The sequence below is a fragment of the Bradyrhizobium sp. A5 genome (assembly GCF_042076515.1).
Lineage (GTDB): Bacteria > Pseudomonadota > Alphaproteobacteria > Rhizobiales > Xanthobacteraceae > Bradyrhizobium > Bradyrhizobium cosmicum.
The window spans coordinates 4,084,211-4,100,513 of sequence record NZ_CP148990.1; the positions used below are offsets into that span (position 1 = coordinate 4,084,211).

Consider the following 16,303-nt stretch of genomic DNA (forward strand, 5'->3'; position numbering starts at 1 on the left):
AATGTGCATCTCGATCAGCCCTCCTGCAACGCCGATGGTAACGACATTGAACACCTCCTCCAAAAAGACGACCGGTCATGTCTTCATCGCGGCCAGCGTCGATGGCTACATTGCCCGGCCCGATGGCGACATCGACTGGCTGACCAGATACGCAGCCTCCGGTGAGAACACCGGCTACGACGCGTTCATGGATACGGTCGACGGCCTGGTGATGGGCCGCGCCACCTTCGAGAAGGTGCTGTCGTTCGACAGCTGGCCTTTCAAGAAGCCCGTCGTCGTCCTGAGCCAAACCCTGTCGCAAGCCGACCTGCGCGCCGACCTCGGCGGCAAGGTCCGGATCTCGTCGCTGGCGCCGCGGCCTCTGATGCAAATGCTGGCGAGCGAGGGATGGCGACGCGCTTATGTCGATGGCGGTCGGGTGATCCAGTCGTTCCTGCAGGAGAGGCTGATCAGCGACATCGTGCTGACGCGCATTCCCGTGCTGCTTGGCGACGGCATCCCCCTGTTTGGTCGGCTCGCAGCCGATCTGCCGCTCCGGCATGTGGAAACGACGACGTTCGCGTCCGGGATGGTGCAGAGCCGATACGAGTTCGGCTGATGCCTTGAAACAATACTCGCGAAAACAACCCCATGCACAGTAGCCGGCGCTTGCAGGATCAATGACTTAGGATGTCGATCCTGCAAGGCTCGGATTTCGGACGCGGTGGCCTCACATCGCGGCACGACGGCGCCAGTCGCCGACGGTGAGCCATATTGCCGAGACCAGGAAATAGAGCGCGCCGACCGCAGCGTAGCCTGTGACGGTCGCGATCGACGGCACCGCGGGCGTGGAGGCCTGGAAGATGAAGAAGCCGCCGGCCAGCGCCGACTGGGCGCCGCTCAGCACCATGGCCCATTGCGCGCCAAAACTCTTCCAGCGCCGGATGGCCGTCCCCAGCTGGAGCAGGCCGGCCAGGATCGCCCAGGCCCCGAACACCGCGAGTACAAGGTTCATGCTCATCTGCAAGGCGATGAGGACCGCGACGGTGGTCGCCAGGCTGGCCAGAACGTTGAGTGCCTGCGTGCGGTTCTGCCCGAAGCCCCCGCTGCGCAGGGCATCGACGAAGTTGGCCGCTGCATCCCATGCCGGGTAGAGCACGAGCAAGGCGGCGGCGATCAGCGCCGACGACGATCCCGCGGCAAACGCGGCCGCGACCCAGGCGATGGAGAACGCCGCGCGGGTGAAGTAGTATTGTTTCAGCCATCGTTCGCGATCGGCACGCACGAGATCCAGTTGATGATGCGTCACTGCAGTCTCCTCTTTACCTACTAGTTGGTAGTTTACTCGCGCGCCACGCGATCGCGTTCACCCCAAGTGCTCGCGGGGCGTCGTTGTCGCTTCGCCGATGTCTCTCAGTGCTTGCCGGACAGCCGCTCCAGCAGCGGAGCGGTGATCACGCCGAACATCTTTGGATCGCCATAGGCGCGCGCCGACAGCATCGCGCCGTGGATGGTCGCCATGAATCCTTCAGCCTCGACCCGGGCCGTGTCCGAGAATCTCAACCGCCCCTTCCGCTTGCCGCGCTCCATCACCGACGTCAGCCACGACGCGAGGAAGCGGAAATGCGCGCGGACTTCGAGCGCCACCTCCTCCGGCAGGATCGGAAGCTCGCTGGCCAGTAGCGCGCAGACACAGAAGGGAGCCGTCACGTCGGTGATGCACGCCTCCCAATACGCGACATAGTTTTCGAGCTGCTCGCGCGTGTCAGGAATGTTGCGCTCGAGTGCCGCCAGCCCGGCCTGGGCCTCCTCGCGATAGCGCGACACGAGGGTACGGACCAGATCGACCTTGCTGGCGAAATGGTGGTGAATGCTCGGCTTGCGAATGCCGACCACCTCGGCAATATCAGCGTAGCTGAAGCCGTTGTAACCGCCCGCGATGATGAGCGTGCGCGCGCAGGCCAGAATGTCGTCAGCAGTGGAAGATACGTTGGGCATGGGGTACAACTACCTACCAGTTGGTAGGGCGTCAAGAATGACGTGCTTCAACCATCCGTGAGTGGCAAGCAGCGTGGCGCCGCATATCGGAGTCCCCTTACAGATCCCCATTGGATTGAGCACTCCGCCAACGACATTCCCGCCAGAGCGCGTTCAGTTGACCGCCAGGACAATCTTTCCAAATCCCCCGCCGCGCTCCACGCTGCGATGGGCATCGGCGGCGCGTTCCAGCGGAAACACCCGGTCGACCAACGGTTTCAGCCCACCCGACACAAACAGCGGCAGGAAGCCTTTGGAGAATCGGCGGACCATCGCCCGCTTCTCGTCCACGCCACGCGATTTCATGACGGTGCCGACCAATCGCAGATGGTTGTGTAGCAGCAGGTTGAGCGGAATCGAGGTGTCGTGCTGTCCGCTCAGAAGGCCGACTTGAACCAGTGTTCCGCCGGGCCGGAGGCTGCGAAGGTTGCGTGGCAGGTAGTCGCCGCCGACGAAATCGATCACGGCGTCAACGCCACGATGATCCGTAAGCTTTGCGACCACGCTTTCGAAATCATCTGCCCGGTAGTCGATCACAGTGGCCGCGCCGATCTTGCCGACATCCGCCAACCGCGAAGCGCTCGCCGTTGCGTAGACGGAGGCGCCCAGCGCATGCGCGACCTGCACGCATGCCGAGCCCACTCCGCCCGCGGCGCCGTGAATGAGCACGGTTTGACCTTGCCCGAGGCCTGCGAGATGCGAGACCGCTTCGACCGCCGTGACGAACGATTCCATGATCGCCGCGCCCTCGACGAATGAGACATTGCCTGGAAGCCTGACCGCCATGTCACGGTCGACCCGGGCGAACTCGGCATATCCTCCCCCTCCCACGATCGCCATCACACGTTCCCCGATCGAGACGTCATCGACTTCGCTGCCGACGCCAACAACTTCACCGGCCAATTCGAGGCCAAGCAGGTTGCTCTCGCCAAAGCTCTGGTTGCCGTAGGCGCCGATGCGCTGAAGAATATCCGCGCGGTTAATCCCTGCCGCCTTCACACGCACCAGCAGGTCGTGGGGGCGAATCTCGGGCCTCGGCACCTCGGCCACGCGGAGAACCTCCGCCGGACCGAAGCTGTCATAGACGACACCTCTCATTTCGCCTGCTCCTGCGCCAGCGCCATGGCGCGCCGCGCGATGCTGGCGGCGAATAACGGCGTCTCGCGGCGATTGTGGTCGCTTCCGGCCGCTTGGCGCGCTTTGGCAGCGCCGTCGAAGGACAGGCCGTGCTTGTCCAGGAATGCCATGAAGACATCGGTCGGGTGCGCCGTGACGCTGTTCGTATAGCGGGTACGTCCTCCATCGACGGTTTCGGCCTTCAGCTCCCAGATCACGTTGACCTGGGTCCTGCCATTGGCCGTGAACACGTCCGAGATTGAATTCATGCGGCAGTAGGTCTTGCCGGCCTCTTCAGCGACATAGTGCTGAACGACCAGGCCGGTGCCGATCTGCTCGACGTTGATCATCATGCGGCGTCCGTCGTCGGTGGTGCTGACGCCGGCCGCAATGTGATCAGGCGGGCAGCAACGCAGATATTCGGCTTCTGAGAGCGTGAACAGCCATTCGGCAATGTCCACCTGGTCGAGCGAAACATCAATGTCCGCGGTGTAGGCCGATTGCGACAGGATGCGATCGAGAACCTTCATGATAGTCTCCTTTGATCAAGGGCTTAGGCCGGCAGGGCCCGCCTTCGAGGGAGGAGATACGGCTTTTGAGGTTCGATGATAATGAACGTTGAACTCGAAACCCTTTTGCGAAAGGCGCAAAGATGAAAGATCCGCGTTTTGCGGAGCATCTGGCAATCTATGTCGACGTGGTTCGTGGCGGAAGTTTCTCCAGCGCCGCGCGTCATCGCGGTGTGACGCCCTCGGCCATCGTCAGGCAGATCGACGCGCTCGAGCATAGTCTCGGGGTGCCCCTGCTGGTACGCTCGACCCGCGCACTCGCAGTGACCGATGCCGGAGAACGACTGTTCGAACGCGCGCAGCGGTTGCTCGATGACCTCGCGGACACGCACGCCGAGATCGCCGCTTTCGATGGTGCGGTCGCCGGCGTTCTTCGCCTTGCCTGCTTTCCGACCTTCGGCAAGCGCTACGTGATCCCCACCCTCGAAACGGTCATGCGGGATCATCCCGGCCTCATGATCGAGCTCGATCTCACCGAGAGACTCGCCGATCCCGTGCTGGAGCGGCTGGACGCCGTGATCCGGATCGGCGAACTTGCCGACAGCACCCTCATCGCGACCAAGCTGGCATCGCAGACCAGGATATTGGTCGCCACTCCGGCCTATCTCGATCGTCATGGTACGCCGACCGTAGGGAAAGACCTCACCGGCCATCGGCTGATTGACAAATTGCACGGCGCCGACCTGCTCGGCTGGACGGACGTGCTTGGTCAGCCCGCGGGCACAGCGCCCGAACAGCAAGCCGTGTTTCGATGCGACGATTTCGAAGCGATGCGTCTCGCGGCGCTCGCCAGCATTGGCGTTGCATTCCTCGCCGACTGGGTGGTCGGCGCAGATGTGCGCGCCGGTACGTTGACACGAATCCCGATCGACGGCGAACCGTGGAACGAGACGAAGACCGGCATCTACCTGTTGCGGGCCCTGGCTCAGCCGTCTGCAAAACTGACCATCCTGACCGCCGCCTTGCGGGATTCCATCGGGTCGCCGCCGGTGTGGGCGTAGTGCGGATGCCAATCACATCATGACCATCCGCCCCATCATACGCTACCCCGACAGGCGCCTCGCGAGCCCGGCCCGTCCCGTCACCGCCTTCGACGACGGCTTGCGCGAACTCGCAGCAGATTTGCTGGAGACGATGCGCGGCGCGCCCGGCATCGGCATCACCGCGCCGCATATCGGCGTGCCCTTGCGCGTCGTCGTGCTCGAACTCGACGCCAAGTCGGGGCCGCAGACCTATGTCAATCCGGAAATCACATGGGCTTCGCCCGAGCTGATCATGCACCGCGAGGGCAGCGTCTCGATGCCTGGGGTCAACGACGAGGTCCAGCGCCACGCGCGCGTGCGGATCAGCTATTGGGATCTCGACGGCACCATGCAAAGCGAGGAGTCCGATGGCCTGCGCGCCGTCTGCCACCAGCACGAGATCGACCAGCTCGACGGCATATTCTGGATCCAGCGGCTGTCGCGGCTGAAGCGGGAGCGGCTGGTGAAGAAGTTCGAGAAGTTGGCGCGGGGCTTGTAGGGGGCGAGCCGTAGGCGTAACCCACCACTGTCTCTCTCCGTGGAAGCTCAAGTGGTGGATTACGCCTTCGGCTACTACCTGCTTCTGCGTTCGGGCAGCAGCGCTATCTCAGCGGCAGAAAAACATCCGCGACCGTCTCGTGCTCCGGCACCTCCGGGAAGAAGCTCAGCCGCTGGCAATAGATCGGGAAGTCGCGGGCTTCCTCGCCGCTGGCCGGAAGCCAGTCGCGATAGAGATAGAGCGCGGCGGGCTCCAGATTGTCGGTGTGGCCGACCACGCGCAGCACGGCGCAGCGTCCGCCGGGGATCTCGCCGGCCTTGACCGCCTCGCCGCATCCCGCGACCGGCCGGTCGGTCCCGACGCACAGGTCCACGCTGTAGTCAGCCGGCGAGGCAGGACGCCGCTCGGACCGCCAGACATTGAAGGTCGGACTTGTGCTGGGGTGCAGGTTCGCCGCCCTGCGCCAGGCAATGAACCTCTGGATGGTGGCGCGAAGTGCTTCGGGGCTCCCCCGATGCTCCATGATCGCCACCTTCGTGGGTGGCACATCGCGGATCGTCACGTCGTTGGTGGAAAAAGTCGTCTGCATGAGCTTGCTCCTCGCGTTGTCGAGAGGCCCGAAGGCCGCAAGCCACGGCTCCCACACGGGCGATTTCCGGAACGACGACGGCGACTGCCCGAACCGTTGCCGAAAGGCGCGGGCGAAAGCATCGGGCGCGTCGTAGCCGGCATCCATCGCGATGTCGGTGACATCGAGGTCGTCCGCGTAGGCCAGCTGATGCGATGCGCGCTTCAGACGGGAAAGCTGGACGTAGCGATGCACCGACAGCCCGAAGGTCGCCGTGAACTGCCGGTGGAAATGGAATTTCGAGAAGGCGGCGACAGCGCTCAACGTGTCGAGGTCCAGATCGGCGTCGAGGTGACGGTCGATATGATCCAGCACCCGCCGCATCCGGTCCTGATAGTTTTGCAGCGCCGCCTTCATCGTCCCTGCTCCGTGGCTGATACAGTTTTGCGCGGATGGCGGTGACGCGCTCGACCGATCTTGCTGTTTGGCAGGGGATGTTCCCCGTGGCATCCGTTGACCACGGCTGTCGTCGCCCGGCTCGGCCGTGCGACCAAGTACGCCGCGGCCTCTCGGCTCATTGACGATCGTCTCTGGGATCGCCCGATCAAGTCGGGCGATGACACCGAGTCTGTGGCGCCAAGAGACGATTCAGCAGCCAACCCTACCCGCCAGCCATCAACGCCCTCGCCAGCGCCATGTAGGCCGGCAGCGTCACGGGATCGTTGGCGGCATTGCCCGCCACGGGATGCGAGGCATAGCGCGCGATCACCATCTCGGCCTTGGGATCGATGTAGAGGCCCTGGCCGTAGACGCCGCGCGCCATGTAGGCGCCGTGGGCGTTGTGCGTGACCCACCATTGATTGCGGTAGGACGCGCCCGGTAATGTAGCGTAGCCGGCCGGCTTGAATTTTTCGGGGTCGCCGCCGCGCGCGATGTCTTCGACAACGGACGACGGTACGATCTGGCGGCCGTTGAAGCGGCCGTGATTGCGCATGGTCTCGCCGAAGCGGGCGAGATCGCGCAATGTCGTGGAGAGGCCGCCACCGCCGCTTTCGGTGCCGATGCGGTCGACGTGATAATGCGCGTCCTCCTCGGCGCCCATCGGCTGCCAGATGCGCTCCGACAGAAGGTCGGACAACGTCATGCCGCTGGCGCGCCTGATGATCCAGGCGAGCACGTCGGTGTTGACGGTCTTGTAGGCGAAGGCCTTGCCGTGCTCGCCCTGCTTTGTCTGCGCGACGAGAAAATCAAAAATGGTGGTCGGGCCGTCATAGTCAGGCGGAATCGGCGCCATGCCGTTGGCGCGCCGCAGGCCCCAGACGTGCGAATTCTTGTCGGTGTACACTTCGGTGTATGCGAGCCCCGTGGTCATATCCATGACCTCGTGCACGCGCGCATCGCCGAACGCGCTGGCCTTCAGCTCCGGCACATAGTCCGTGACGGGCGCCTGCGGATCGATCCTGCCCTCGCTGACCAGAATGCCGGCCAGCACGCCGGTGAACGACTTCGTCACCGACATCCCAATGTGCGGCTTGTGCGGCTTCAGCGCTCCGAAATAACGCTCAAAGATCAGCTTGCCCCGATGCAGCACGGCGATGCCGTCGGTGTAGGTCTCCTCCAGCATGTTTGCGAAGGTCATGGGCCGGCCGTCCATGGTGATCGAGGCGACCGCGCCGATGTCGTGATCCTCGCGCGGAAGCGGCGACGCAGGCCCCGCCCCGCGCCAGACGTTCACGGTCGGCACCAGCTGGCGGATGTTGCTCCAGGCCCAGCGCAGTTCGGGGAAGCTGCGGAACGAGCTGTCCTGGAAGGTGATGAGGCGGTCGGGCGCCGGCGGGAAACCGCGCATCCAGCCGAGGGTTTCGGGGTCGGTGGAGGTGGCGGTGGACGGGTTGGCGGCGGGTGTGGCGGTAGACATGGACAATGACTCCAGACGTGCGGCGCCGATGTCGTAGCATCAGATGAAATCGCGGACATCCCGCGTTTGTGCCGGGCACCTGCGCGCCGGATACCGGAGGTGCAACGGTTGAGCATCGGCGTTCGAAGCGCGATCGCGACGTTGGATTAGTATCCCGCTGTTCGCAAAAAGTCGGCGACCTGCCGTGCGTCAGCCGCGCGAGATGGACAGCCCCGCAAGAAGCGGAGCGTACGCGGTGAGCCTGCGGGATATGAACTCCGTGAAGAGCCGCACGCGCTTGGTCTTGCGTGTCTCGCCCTGAGTGAGAAGCCAGAGCGTTCCGTACATGTGCAAATCGGAGCCCGGCACCCTTGCGAGCAGCGGGTCGGCATCGCCGACAAAGCACGGCAGTGTCGTCATCCCGAGCCCTTGCCTGACGGCAACGATCTGCGCTCCGGCATCTGTGACCCTGAACGGAACATCGGCGGTGCGAACCTCACCGTCGCTGGCCCAATCCGGAATTCCATGAATGCTGATGACGATCCACCTGATGGGATCGGGTGCGCCCGCACGCCACGCGGTCAGTCGATCCCTGGACATGTAGACGCCGCCGAACACCTCCGGTCCCTTCAGGCCGTGAAGATTGAGCGGCAGGGTCTTGCGGTCGTAGACAACGCGGAGCGCGACGTCGGCCTCCCGGTTGGTCAGATTGGCCAGCTCGCCGGACGACAGGATGTCCATCTCGATGTCCGGATGCAGACGCGCGAAATCGGCGAAATCAGGCATGAGCAGGTGTGTCGCCAGCGGCGGCGCCAGCGTCACCCGCAGACGCCCGCGCACGCCCTGGTCGCGGCCGAAGACGCGCGTCTCCAGCAGGTGCGACGACGCCTCCATCTGGTCCGCGAATTCGAGGACCTCCTCGCCCGCAGCCGTCAGGCGGTAACCCGAAGGCAGCTTTTCGAACATCTGGACCCCGAGGCGTTCCTCGAGTTGGGCGATGCGGCGCAGCACGGTCGCGTGGTTCACACCGAGGCGCTCGGCGGCAGCCCGCACCGAGCCTCCGCGTGCGACGGCCAGAAAGTAGCGAACGTCATCCCAGTCGATCATGGTGCAATCCCGCACCGCGCGGTGCGCCTTCCAAAGCCCGTATCCAACCCATCGAACGGCCTCACGTATGTGGGTGGCGCGTGGCAATTATCATAGCCCGCACCGAAAGAGCCGACTTCCGAACGGCGGACACCGATCGTCACGGCTGGCGTCAGTCGTCCAGCCGGTTCGATTTCGCACCACGGATGTGCGCGCCTCCGCACTCAACGCCTGACGCCGGCAGACCCATCTCGAGGGTCTCGGGGGCAGATGCCGTCCCACACCACGCAAGGAGAAGTCATGGGAAAGCTTGAAGGCAAGGTTGCAGTGATCACGGGTGGATCGAGCGGCATGGCGCTGGCGAGCGCCAGGCGGTTCGTCGAAGAAGGCGCCTATGTCTTCATCACGGGCCGGAGGCAGGAGGCGCTCGACGCTGCCGTCAAACTGGTCGGCCGGAACGTGACCGGCGTGCGCGGCGACGCGGCCAATCTCGACGACCTCGACCGCCTGTTCGACAGGGTCAAGCGGGACAAGGGCGGGATCGACGTCCTGTACGCGAGCGCCGGCATCGGCGAAGCCGTCCCGCTGGGCGAGATCAGCGAGCAGCATTTCGACGCGACGTTCAACCTGAATACGCGCGGCACGCTGTTCACGGTTCAGAAGGCGTTGCCGCTGTTTCGCGATGGCGGGTCGATCTTCATGACCGGGTCGGTCGCATCGGTGAAAGGTTTTCCCGGTTACGGCGTGTATGCGGCGAGCAAGGCGGCGCTGCGCTCATTCGCACGCACCTGGCTCAACGAACTGAAGGGCAGGAACATCCGGGTGAACGTGCTGAGCCCGGGGCCGATCGCCACACCGATGCAGGACCAAGTTCTCACCGAGGAGGCGAAGCGGATGTTCGAATCCCTGATCCCGCGGGGAACGATGGGGCGCCCCGAGGAAATCGCGGCAGTCGCGCTGTTTCTTGCGTCAGACGATTCGAGCTTCGTGAATGGGGTGGAGCTGTCCGTCGATGGCGGCTTCTCCGCGATCTGAAGGCCCGGACATCAATATCAACACGGATCGGAGAATATCATGAGCTACGCAATTTTAGGTTTCGGCAAGATAGGCCAGGCCCTCGCGCACGCCTTCGCCCGCAAGAACATCGACGTAACAGTCGCGAGCCGCCGCCCGCCTGAGGCGTTGGCGCCGCAGGCTCGGGCGATTGGACCCACAGTCGTCGCCAGGTCGCTGCGGGATGCCGTCGAGGCCGACACGATCATCCTGGCGGTCCCGTTCGCCGAGCATCGCGAGGTCGCGAAGGCCCTCCCGAACTGGACAGGCAAGACGATCATCGACGCGACGAACGGGTTTGGAGAAGAGCTGGACGGTCTTCTGTCCTCCGCCGTCGTTGCGAAGGCGTTCACCGGCGCCAGGCTCGTGAAAGGATTCAATCACCTGGGTGCAGCCAAACTGGCTGCCGATCCGGTCGTCGAAGGCGGCCACCGGGTCGTCTTTCTGTCCAGCGACGACGAGGACGCGATCGCTCCCGTGGCGGCCCTGGCCAAGCAACTCGGGTTCGCTCCCGTCAAGCTGGGAAAGCTCAACGAGGGTGGCGCGCTGGTGCACGCACGCGACCGCGTCTGGGGCCAGTTGATCTTCCAGGATTTGTTCAGGAAGGAGCAGTAATCGATCTACCGTGTGATCGACGCCGAAACCTGGTCGCGCGCGCTAACGTCTTAGAGCAGCGCGCGACCGGTCAACTCCAGTTCTTGAGCCTTCGGTACAGCCGGATCACTTTTTAGTCGTGCCCTCAGATGGCAGCGCTGCCGACCCGCCGATTTTTGTCGAGACCAAGTAGACGTCGACGCCGCTCATCGAGCATTCCTCGCTTGATGCCTGGCTTTTCGTGATGACCTCGATCGTCTTGCCATCCCTGGTGTGAAACGTGATGTCGTAAACCTGCTGGTGGAGGTCTTTGCCGATCTTTTCGGATGCGAGACGAACGGCTTTGGTCTGCGCGTCGATCACTGACGGGATATCAATCAGGCCGGCGTTCTTGAGGTGCGTGAGGGCCATGTTCGTGGGCCAACTCGCGCAGTCCGGAGACTTCGCCAGAGCCACCGCAGCCGGCATGGCAAATATTGCGGCCATCACCACTTTCAACGCGGCGCGCATCAATGCATCACCTTGATGGTGTGGCCGCCACGTTCCCGGATCTGCTTGCGCCTGTTGATGGGCATGACGGCAACGTCCATGCCGTCGCGGTCGCCGCGCCTGTAAAGCTTCTCGCCAGGCTTGAGCTTCTGAAGTCCCGTATCCGTCAACAAGGTATTCTCCGTTCGGTTCGCCGCCAGATACCATCATGGTCCATGATGGTACAGAACCGACCGAAACGGAGCCCTTAAAACGTGACCTCGACAGTACCAGCAAATATGGCGAGATTGGGCGCGACGGTTTGCCTAAATCCTTGTCTTCATCAGTCGTCGCTTTACCGGTGCATGCCGTCTCACTGGGAGGTGCGACAAATCGGCACCGGGTCGAGGAGCAGATGAAAGCGCGAACTCGGGCATTGCGCTGCTGCCGACATGGTCATTGTTTAAAGCAATGCTCGCGGTGCCATTTCAGAAAATGCGGATGAGGCCGATCCGATGGCCTCCTTGGCTCAAGTGCGCGACCGGTCTTGTTGATCACCGATCGAACTCCCTCCAGGTCGTTTGTCTGGCGCGAGATCAGTATTTCCAAATCATCCGCTAAGCTGATCAAACCACGATCGAACATCCAATGCGCCGTACCGGATAGCGCGATCCCATTGCTTACTATGTCCGGCCCCTTTGCCTCCACAGACCGAATGTGCGCCGCCGCGACTTCTGCGCGCCCCATTCCATTGATGAGCTTCAAACCGGTAATGGCGCAGCGCTCGTCGTAGGCGCGCAGTACAATCCGGCGAAAGACGCGGTCACGCAGAACTCTCGATACAGTTAGGCTGACGCGATCTCGCTGTTGCTCGAATATGAACGGGGCCTGCTGCTTTTCGTCAAATTGCGACAACTGAACATCGGTATCAACGCGGGGCAGCAGCGGTGCGCCTTCCGCAAAACCGAGCTCGAATATTCTGTTGAAATCCTCCGGCGAGATTGGTCGGACTGCCGACTGAGCACGCCCCGAAATTCGCCCCTGCTCATTCAGGACGCCGCGTTCGACAGGACCAGCTGGCCCGTTGAAGGAAACCGGATTGGCAAAATCGAGGTAACTTCCGGGTTCGATCAGAGCGAGGTACATCCCCGGAGTGCCTGGATCGGGAATGACTTGCTGAACCCGAGCAATCGCAAAGTAGCCGCGCGTTTCGGCGACTTTGCTCGGCTCATAATAGATGATCCAATCGCCGATGCATGCTTCGACGCGACGAAAATACTGACTGGGAAACTGATATCGTTCAGCCGGGCTGTCATCGTAGATCGAGTCCGATCGATGGATGAATACCCCAAATCCCATGATCTATGCCGCGCTTCCTCTCTGGGAAGTAACGCCCAATTCAGTGATGTTGAACCACAGGAGCGTCCCCTACTCCCACTCAATCGTCCCAGGCGGCTTGCTCGTCACGTCGTACACCACCCTATTCACGCCCTTCACCTCGTTGATGATGCGCGTGGCGGTCTCGCCCAGAAACTTCATGTCGAACTGGTAGAAGTCCGCGGTCATGCCGTCGGTGGAGGTCACGGCGCGCAGGCCGACCACGAAATCATAGGTGCGGCCGTCACCCATGACGCCGACGGTCTTGACGGGGAGCAGCACGGCAAAGGCCTGCCAGATGTCGTCGTAGAGGCCGTGCTTGCGGATCTGGTCGATGTAGACGGCGTCGGCCTTGCGCAGGATGTCGAGCTTGTCCTTCGTGATGTCGCCGGGGCAGCGGATGGCGAGGCCGGGGCCCGGGAACGGGTGGCGGCCGACGAAGATTTCGGGGAGGCCGAGCTCGCGCCCGAGCTTGCGGACCTCGTCCTTGAACAGTTCGCGCAGCGGCTCGACGAGCTTCATGTTCATGCGCTCGGGCAGACCGCCGACATTGTGGTGCGACTTGATCGTCACCGAGGGGCCGCCGGTGAAGGAGACGCTCTCGATCACATCGGGATAGAGCGTGCCTTGTGCGAGGAAGTCGGCGCCGCCGATCTTCTTGGCCTCCGCCTCGAACACCTCGATGAAGAGACGGCCGATGGTTTTGCGCTTGGTTTCGGGGTCGGTGACGCCTTCGAGCTCGCCGAGGAACTGCTTGGAGGCATCCACGTGCACGAGCGGGATGTTGTAGTGGTGGCGGAACAGGTCGACGACCGTCTTGGCTTCGTCGAGACGCAGCATGCCGTGATCGACGAACACGCAGGTGAGCTGGTCTCCGATGGCTTCGTGGATCAGCACGGCCGCGACCGCGGAATCGACGCCGCCGGAGAGGCCGCAGAGCACCTTGCCCTTGCCGACCTGGGCGCGGATCTTCGCGATCTCTTCCTCGCGGAAGGCGCGCATGGTCCAGTCGCCGGAGAGCCCGGCGATCTTGCGGACGAAATTGCGGATCAGCTTGGCGCCGTCGGGCGTGTGAACCACTTCGGGGTGGAACATCAGGCCGTAATATTTGCGCGTCTCGTCTTGAATGATCGCGAACGGCGCGTTCGGCGAGGTGCCGGCAACGCTGAAGCCCGGCGGCATCTTGGTGATGCGATCGCCATGGCTCATCCAGACCTGGTTCTTGCCGCCGGGCGACCAGACATCCTCGAACAGCTTGCTCGGCGCCTTGACCTCGACATCGGCGCGGCCGAATTCGCGGTGATGGCCGCCCTCGACCGTGCCGCCGAGCTGCTCCGCCATGGTCATCTGGCCGTAGCAGATGCCCAGCACCGGCACGCCGGAGGCGAAGATCAGCTGCGGCGCGCGGGGTGAGCCTGCCTCATGCACCGACTCCGGCCCGCCGGAGAGGATCACCGCTTTCGGCTTCATCTCCTTGAAGGCCTGTTCGGCCTTGTTGAACGGAACGATCTCGCAATAGACGCCGTCCTCGCGCACGCGACGCGCGATCAGCTGCGTCACCTGGCTGCCGAAGTCGACGATGAGAATCTTGTCATGCGCCGAGGCCACGGAGGGCGTCGACGCGGAGCGGTCGTGCTGTGCTGCTGTCATGGCAAGCAGATACGCGACGTGCGACCGGCCCGCAACCGCGCGGGGCACGCACCCACATTCTTCTTTGGGCATGGACAAACGGAAATAGGTAAGTATTATTGACCTAATATGACCCGCATCACGCAGGGCCAATCAGGGAGAACGCTCGTGCCACAGCACCATCAGCCATCAACGCTTGCCGCGCTCGGCCACACCTGGGTCGAGGCCTGGAATGCGCGCGATCTCGAACGCGTGCTCACGCTCTACGACGAGGACGCCGTGATGACCTCGGACCGCATCCCCATGATGGGGTTCGATGCCAGCGGCACCGTGCGCGGCAAGGACGCGTTACGGGCCTATTGGGGCAAGGCGCTCGGGCTGATCCCGAACCTGCATTTCACCGTGATCGAATTGTTCGTCAGCCCTGACAGCGTGGTCGTGTTCTACGAGAACGAGCGGGGCAAGCGGATCTGCGAATATCTGCGGGTGAACGAGGCCGGGCTGATCGTGCAGGGCTCGGCGAACCATTTGCCGCATTGACGCCGACGATCCCAGCTTGAGGAGGCCCGCGCGCATTCAGCGCTTGCGCGCGCCGGCCTTTCTCACCCTGGTGTCGGACCATGCCAGCGGCCGGCCGGCCCGCGACGGAAGCACGAGCTTGCCGACCGGCTGGCCCGCTTCGTCCACCAGATCGGAATGCGCTTCGCCTCGGGCATACAGATTGGCCTCGCCCCACTGGCGCAGGCTGACGACGACCGGAAACAGGTCGCGCCCCTTCTTCGTCAGCGCATATTCCTGATAGGCGCTGCCGTCGGAGGCCGGAACCGGTTCGAGCACGCCGAGCTCGACCAGCCTGTGCAGGCGCGCGCTGAGCATGCCCTTGGCAATGCCCAGATTCTTCTGGAAATCGCCGAACCGGCGCAAGCCATCGAAGGCATCGCGCACGATCAGCAGCGACCACACGTCCCCGATGGCATCGAGTGCGCGCGCCACCGGGCAGCTCGCCTCGGCAAAACCGGTCCGCTTCATTCGCCGCCCCCTTCAAACTGGTCTTAAAATAAGACTAGACAGCACATGATGCAACTGGTCTTATTTTAAGACCAAATCGAATACGCCGGAGACGACGATGACGGGGAACGACACCGCGACAGCGGGCGTGAAAGCCGATGATACGACCGGGCGCGGGCTCTCTCCCGCGATGGCGCTGCTGTTCGCGCTGACCTGCGGCCTGAGCGTCGCCAACATCTACTTCGCGCAGCCCCTGCTTGACGCCATGGCGCACGACCTCGATATCGCGCCCGCTGCGATCGGCACGGTGGTGACATTCACGCAGATCGGGTACGCGCTCGGCCTGATCCTGATCGTGCCGCTCGGCGACCTCAGGGATCGCCGCCGCCTGATCGTCGGCCAGACCGTGCTGTCGGCCATCGGGCTCGTGGTCGTCGGCACGGCGTCGCACGCTGCGGTGCTGCTTGCGGGGATGGCGCTGGTCGGCGTGCTGGCCGTCGTCGTCCAGGTCCTCGTTGCGTTTGCGGCGACGCTGGCCACGCCGGACGGGCGCGGCCGCGCCATCGGCACCGTCACCAGCGGCGTCGTCGCGGGTATCCTGCTGGCGCGGTTCGCCTCCGGCGCGCTGGCCGATATCGGCGGCTGGCGCATGGTCTATTTGGTCTCGGCCGGCCTCATGCTCGCCCTCGCCGCCCTGCTCCTGCGCGTGCTGCCGCCCGGCCGGCCGACGGCGATGGCCGAAGCGTCCTACACGTCGTTGCTGCGCTCGACGGCCGCGCTGTTTGCCGAGGAGCCGCTGCTGCGCGAGCGCGCATTGTTTGCGTTTCTAATCTTCGCTGATCTCAACGTGTTCTGGACCTCGATCGTGCTGCCGCTCTCGGCGCCCCCCTTCGCGCTGTCGCACACTGCGATCGGGTTGCTCGGCATCGCCGGATTCGCCGGAGCACTTGCGGCGCGCAATGCCGGACGCCTCGCGGATCTCGGATGGGGGCAGCGCACCACCGGCCTCTCGCTGATGCTGATGCTGGCCGCCTGGGCTCCGATCGCCTGCCTGCAAACCTCGCTGTGGCTCGTGGTCGCAGGCGTCATCATGCTGGATTTCGGGCTCCAGGCCGTGCATGTGACCAGCCAGAGCCTGATCGTCGCCGCGCGCCCGGATGCGGCCAGCCGACTGATCGGGGGCTACATGGTGTTCTACTCGGTCGGAAGCGCGGCCGGCGCGATCACCTCGACAATGGTGTACGCGATGGCCGGCTGGACCGGCGTGTGCATGCTCGGCGCCGGGATCAGCGCCGCCGCGCTGCTGGTCTGGGTCATGATTGCAAGCAAGATGCAGGTGCCGCACCCATGCGCACTGACGCACCAGCAAAGATGAGGACTGCGGCGTTCGCATCCGATAAC

At 63.7% G+C, this 16,303-nt stretch carries 18 protein-coding genes and 1 pseudogene; 7 read left to right on the forward strand and 12 right to left on the reverse strand.

Annotated elements, in window-relative coordinates:
• Nucleotides 1-46 precede the first annotated feature (46 nt).
• The gene (locus WHZ77_RS19730) at nt 47-598 is read left to right on the forward strand and encodes a dihydrofolate reductase family protein (RefSeq protein ID WP_375309455.1); all 552 of its coding nucleotides are present in this window, start codon (nt 47-49) and stop codon (nt 596-598) included.
• A gap of 111 nt (nt 599-709) precedes the next feature.
• Here WHZ77_RS19730 and WHZ77_RS19735 read toward each other — a convergent pair whose 3' ends face one another.
• From WHZ77_RS19735 to WHZ77_RS19750, 4 genes are all read right to left on the reverse strand, one after another.
• Nucleotides 710-1,288 (reverse strand): DUF308 domain-containing protein, encoded by a 579-nt coding sequence (locus WHZ77_RS19735; protein WP_375309456.1) that lies wholly within the window; start codon nt 1,286-1,288, stop codon nt 710-712.
• A 104-nt stretch (nt 1,289-1,392) separates the two neighbouring features.
• On the reverse strand, nt 1,393-1,977 hold the full coding sequence (locus tag WHZ77_RS19740) for a TetR/AcrR family transcriptional regulator (RefSeq protein ID WP_375309457.1): 585 nt from the start codon (nt 1,975-1,977) through the stop codon (nt 1,393-1,395).
• 153 nt (nt 1,978-2,130) lie between these two features.
• A complete protein-coding gene (locus tag WHZ77_RS19745; RefSeq protein WP_375309458.1) occupies nt 2,131-3,114 on the reverse strand; it encodes an NAD(P)H-quinone oxidoreductase in 984 nt (327 codons plus the stop codon).
• Nucleotides 3,111-3,662 carry a hypothetical protein gene (locus WHZ77_RS19750; RefSeq protein WP_375309459.1) on the reverse strand — a complete coding sequence of 184 codons (552 nt, stop codon included), beginning with the start codon at nt 3,660-3,662 and terminating at the stop codon, nt 3,111-3,113. Before WHZ77_RS19750 ends, WHZ77_RS19745 begins: the two co-directional genes overlap by 4 nt.
• A gap of 122 nt (nt 3,663-3,784) precedes the next feature.
• On the opposite strand from WHZ77_RS19750, the gene WHZ77_RS19755 reads away from it, so the two are divergent.
• Nucleotides 3,785-4,702 (forward strand): LysR family transcriptional regulator, encoded by a 918-nt coding sequence (locus WHZ77_RS19755; RefSeq protein ID WP_375309460.1) that lies wholly within the window; start codon nt 3,785-3,787, stop codon nt 4,700-4,702.
• Between the two features lie 19 nt (nt 4,703-4,721).
• Complete coding sequence (locus WHZ77_RS19760) at nt 4,722-5,222, forward strand: peptide deformylase (protein WP_375309461.1); 501 nt, start codon at nt 4,722-4,724, stop codon at nt 5,220-5,222.
• A gap of 103 nt (nt 5,223-5,325) precedes the next feature.
• Here the strand turns inward: WHZ77_RS19760 and WHZ77_RS19765 are convergent, their stop codons facing one another.
• The 3 genes from WHZ77_RS19765 to WHZ77_RS19775 form a co-directional block, all read right to left on the reverse strand.
• The gene (locus tag WHZ77_RS19765) at nt 5,326-6,207 is read right to left on the reverse strand and encodes a GyrI-like domain-containing protein (RefSeq protein ID WP_375309462.1); all 882 of its coding nucleotides are present in this window, start codon (nt 6,205-6,207) and stop codon (nt 5,326-5,328) included.
• Between the two features lie 244 nt (nt 6,208-6,451).
• The gene (locus WHZ77_RS19770; RefSeq protein ID WP_375309463.1) at nt 6,452-7,708 is read right to left on the reverse strand and encodes a serine hydrolase domain-containing protein; all 1,257 of its coding nucleotides are present in this window, start codon (nt 7,706-7,708) and stop codon (nt 6,452-6,454) included.
• Nucleotides 7,709-7,897: 189 nt separating this feature from the next.
• Nucleotides 7,898-8,794 (reverse strand): LysR family transcriptional regulator, encoded by an 897-nt coding sequence (locus WHZ77_RS19775; RefSeq protein WP_375314769.1) that lies wholly within the window; start codon nt 8,792-8,794, stop codon nt 7,898-7,900.
• A 279-nt stretch (nt 8,795-9,073) separates the two neighbouring features.
• Here WHZ77_RS19775 and WHZ77_RS19780 point away from each other — a divergent pair, with 279 nt between their 5' ends.
• Together WHZ77_RS19780 and WHZ77_RS19785 are read left to right on the forward strand one after the other, a co-directional pair.
• Entirely contained in the window at nt 9,074-9,808 is a 735-nt protein-coding gene (locus WHZ77_RS19780; protein WP_375309464.1) for an SDR family NAD(P)-dependent oxidoreductase, read from the forward strand.
• A 39-nt stretch (nt 9,809-9,847) separates the two neighbouring features.
• Nucleotides 9,848-10,441, forward strand: coding sequence for an NADPH-dependent F420 reductase (locus WHZ77_RS19785; protein ID WP_375309465.1), 594 nt, complete (start codon nt 9,848-9,850; stop codon nt 10,439-10,441).
• Nucleotides 10,442-10,546: 105 nt separating this feature from the next.
• On the opposite strand, the gene WHZ77_RS19790 is transcribed toward WHZ77_RS19785, so the two are convergent.
• From WHZ77_RS19790 to guaA, 4 genes and pseudogenes are all read right to left on the reverse strand, one after another.
• Nucleotides 10,547-10,930, reverse strand: a complete 384-nt coding sequence (locus WHZ77_RS19790) for a hypothetical protein (RefSeq protein WP_375309466.1) — start codon at nt 10,928-10,930, stop codon at nt 10,547-10,549.
• Between the two features lie 59 nt (nt 10,931-10,989).
• Nucleotides 10,990-11,082: pseudogene (locus WHZ77_RS19795) on the reverse strand (integrase); the annotation flags it as partial.
• Nucleotides 11,083-11,344: 262 nt separating this feature from the next.
• Nucleotides 11,345-12,247, reverse strand: coding sequence for an HNH endonuclease (locus WHZ77_RS19800; protein WP_375309467.1), 903 nt, complete (start codon nt 12,245-12,247; stop codon nt 11,345-11,347).
• A gap of 69 nt (nt 12,248-12,316) precedes the next feature.
• On the reverse strand, nt 12,317-13,915 hold the full coding sequence (guaA, locus tag WHZ77_RS19805; RefSeq protein WP_375309468.1) for a glutamine-hydrolyzing GMP synthase: 1,599 nt from the start codon (nt 13,913-13,915) through the stop codon (nt 12,317-12,319).
• Between the two features lie 147 nt (nt 13,916-14,062).
• Here guaA and WHZ77_RS19810 point away from each other — a divergent pair, with 147 nt between their 5' ends.
• Nucleotides 14,063-14,434: a nuclear transport factor 2 family protein gene (locus tag WHZ77_RS19810; protein ID WP_375309469.1), complete on the forward strand. Its 372-nt coding sequence runs from the start codon at nt 14,063-14,065 to the stop codon at nt 14,432-14,434.
• A gap of 36 nt (nt 14,435-14,470) precedes the next feature.
• Here WHZ77_RS19810 and WHZ77_RS19815 read toward each other — a convergent pair whose 3' ends face one another.
• On the reverse strand, nt 14,471-14,923 hold the full coding sequence (locus WHZ77_RS19815; RefSeq protein WP_375309470.1) for a winged helix-turn-helix transcriptional regulator: 453 nt from the start codon (nt 14,921-14,923) through the stop codon (nt 14,471-14,473).
• A 97-nt stretch (nt 14,924-15,020) separates the two neighbouring features.
• On the opposite strand from WHZ77_RS19815, the gene WHZ77_RS19820 reads away from it, so the two are divergent.
• Nucleotides 15,021-16,277, forward strand: a complete 1,257-nt coding sequence (locus WHZ77_RS19820; protein WP_375309471.1) for an MFS transporter — start codon at nt 15,021-15,023, stop codon at nt 16,275-16,277.
• Nucleotides 16,278-16,303 lie beyond the last annotated feature (26 nt).

Bases quoted from the DNA above. Each gene is read 5' to 3' on its own strand.
- WHZ77_RS19740 (WP_375309457.1), bottom strand. From the start codon at position 1,977: ATGCCCAACGTATCTTCCACTGCTGACGACATTCTGGCCTGCGCGCGC.
- WHZ77_RS19745 (WP_375309458.1), bottom strand. From the start codon at position 3,114: ATGAGAGGTGTCGTCTATGACAGCTTCGGTCCGGCGGAGGTTCTCCGC.
- WHZ77_RS19750 (WP_375309459.1), bottom strand. From the start codon at position 3,662: ATGAAGGTTCTCGATCGCATCCTGTCGCAATCGGCCTACACCGCGGAC.
- WHZ77_RS19755 (WP_375309460.1), top strand. From the start codon at position 3,785: ATGAAAGATCCGCGTTTTGCGGAGCATCTGGCAATCTATGTCGACGTG.
- WHZ77_RS19760 (WP_375309461.1), top strand. From the start codon at position 4,722: ATGACCATCCGCCCCATCATACGCTACCCCGACAGGCGCCTCGCGAGC.
- WHZ77_RS19765 (WP_375309462.1), bottom strand. From the start codon at position 6,207: ATGAAGGCGGCGCTGCAAAACTATCAGGACCGGATGCGGCGGGTGCTG.
- WHZ77_RS19770 (WP_375309463.1), bottom strand. From the start codon at position 7,708: ATGTCTACCGCCACACCCGCCGCCAACCCGTCCACCGCCACCTCCACC.
- WHZ77_RS19775 (WP_375314769.1), bottom strand. From the start codon at position 8,794: ATGATCGACTGGGATGACGTTCGCTACTTTCTGGCCGTCGCACGCGGA.
- WHZ77_RS19780 (WP_375309464.1), top strand. From the start codon at position 9,074: ATGGGAAAGCTTGAAGGCAAGGTTGCAGTGATCACGGGTGGATCGAGC.
- WHZ77_RS19785 (WP_375309465.1), top strand. From the start codon at position 9,848: ATGAGCTACGCAATTTTAGGTTTCGGCAAGATAGGCCAGGCCCTCGCG.
- WHZ77_RS19790 (WP_375309466.1), bottom strand. From the start codon at position 10,930: ATGCGCGCCGCGTTGAAAGTGGTGATGGCCGCAATATTTGCCATGCCG.
- WHZ77_RS19800 (WP_375309467.1), bottom strand. From the start codon at position 12,247: ATGGGATTTGGGGTATTCATCCATCGATCGGACTCGATCTACGATGAC.
- guaA (WP_375309468.1), bottom strand. From the start codon at position 13,915: ATGACAGCAGCACAGCACGACCGCTCCGCGTCGACGCCCTCCGTGGCC.
- WHZ77_RS19815 (WP_375309470.1), bottom strand. From the start codon at position 14,923: ATGAAGCGGACCGGTTTTGCCGAGGCGAGCTGCCCGGTGGCGCGCGCA.
- WHZ77_RS19820 (WP_375309471.1), top strand. From the start codon at position 15,021: ATGACGGGGAACGACACCGCGACAGCGGGCGTGAAAGCCGATGATACG.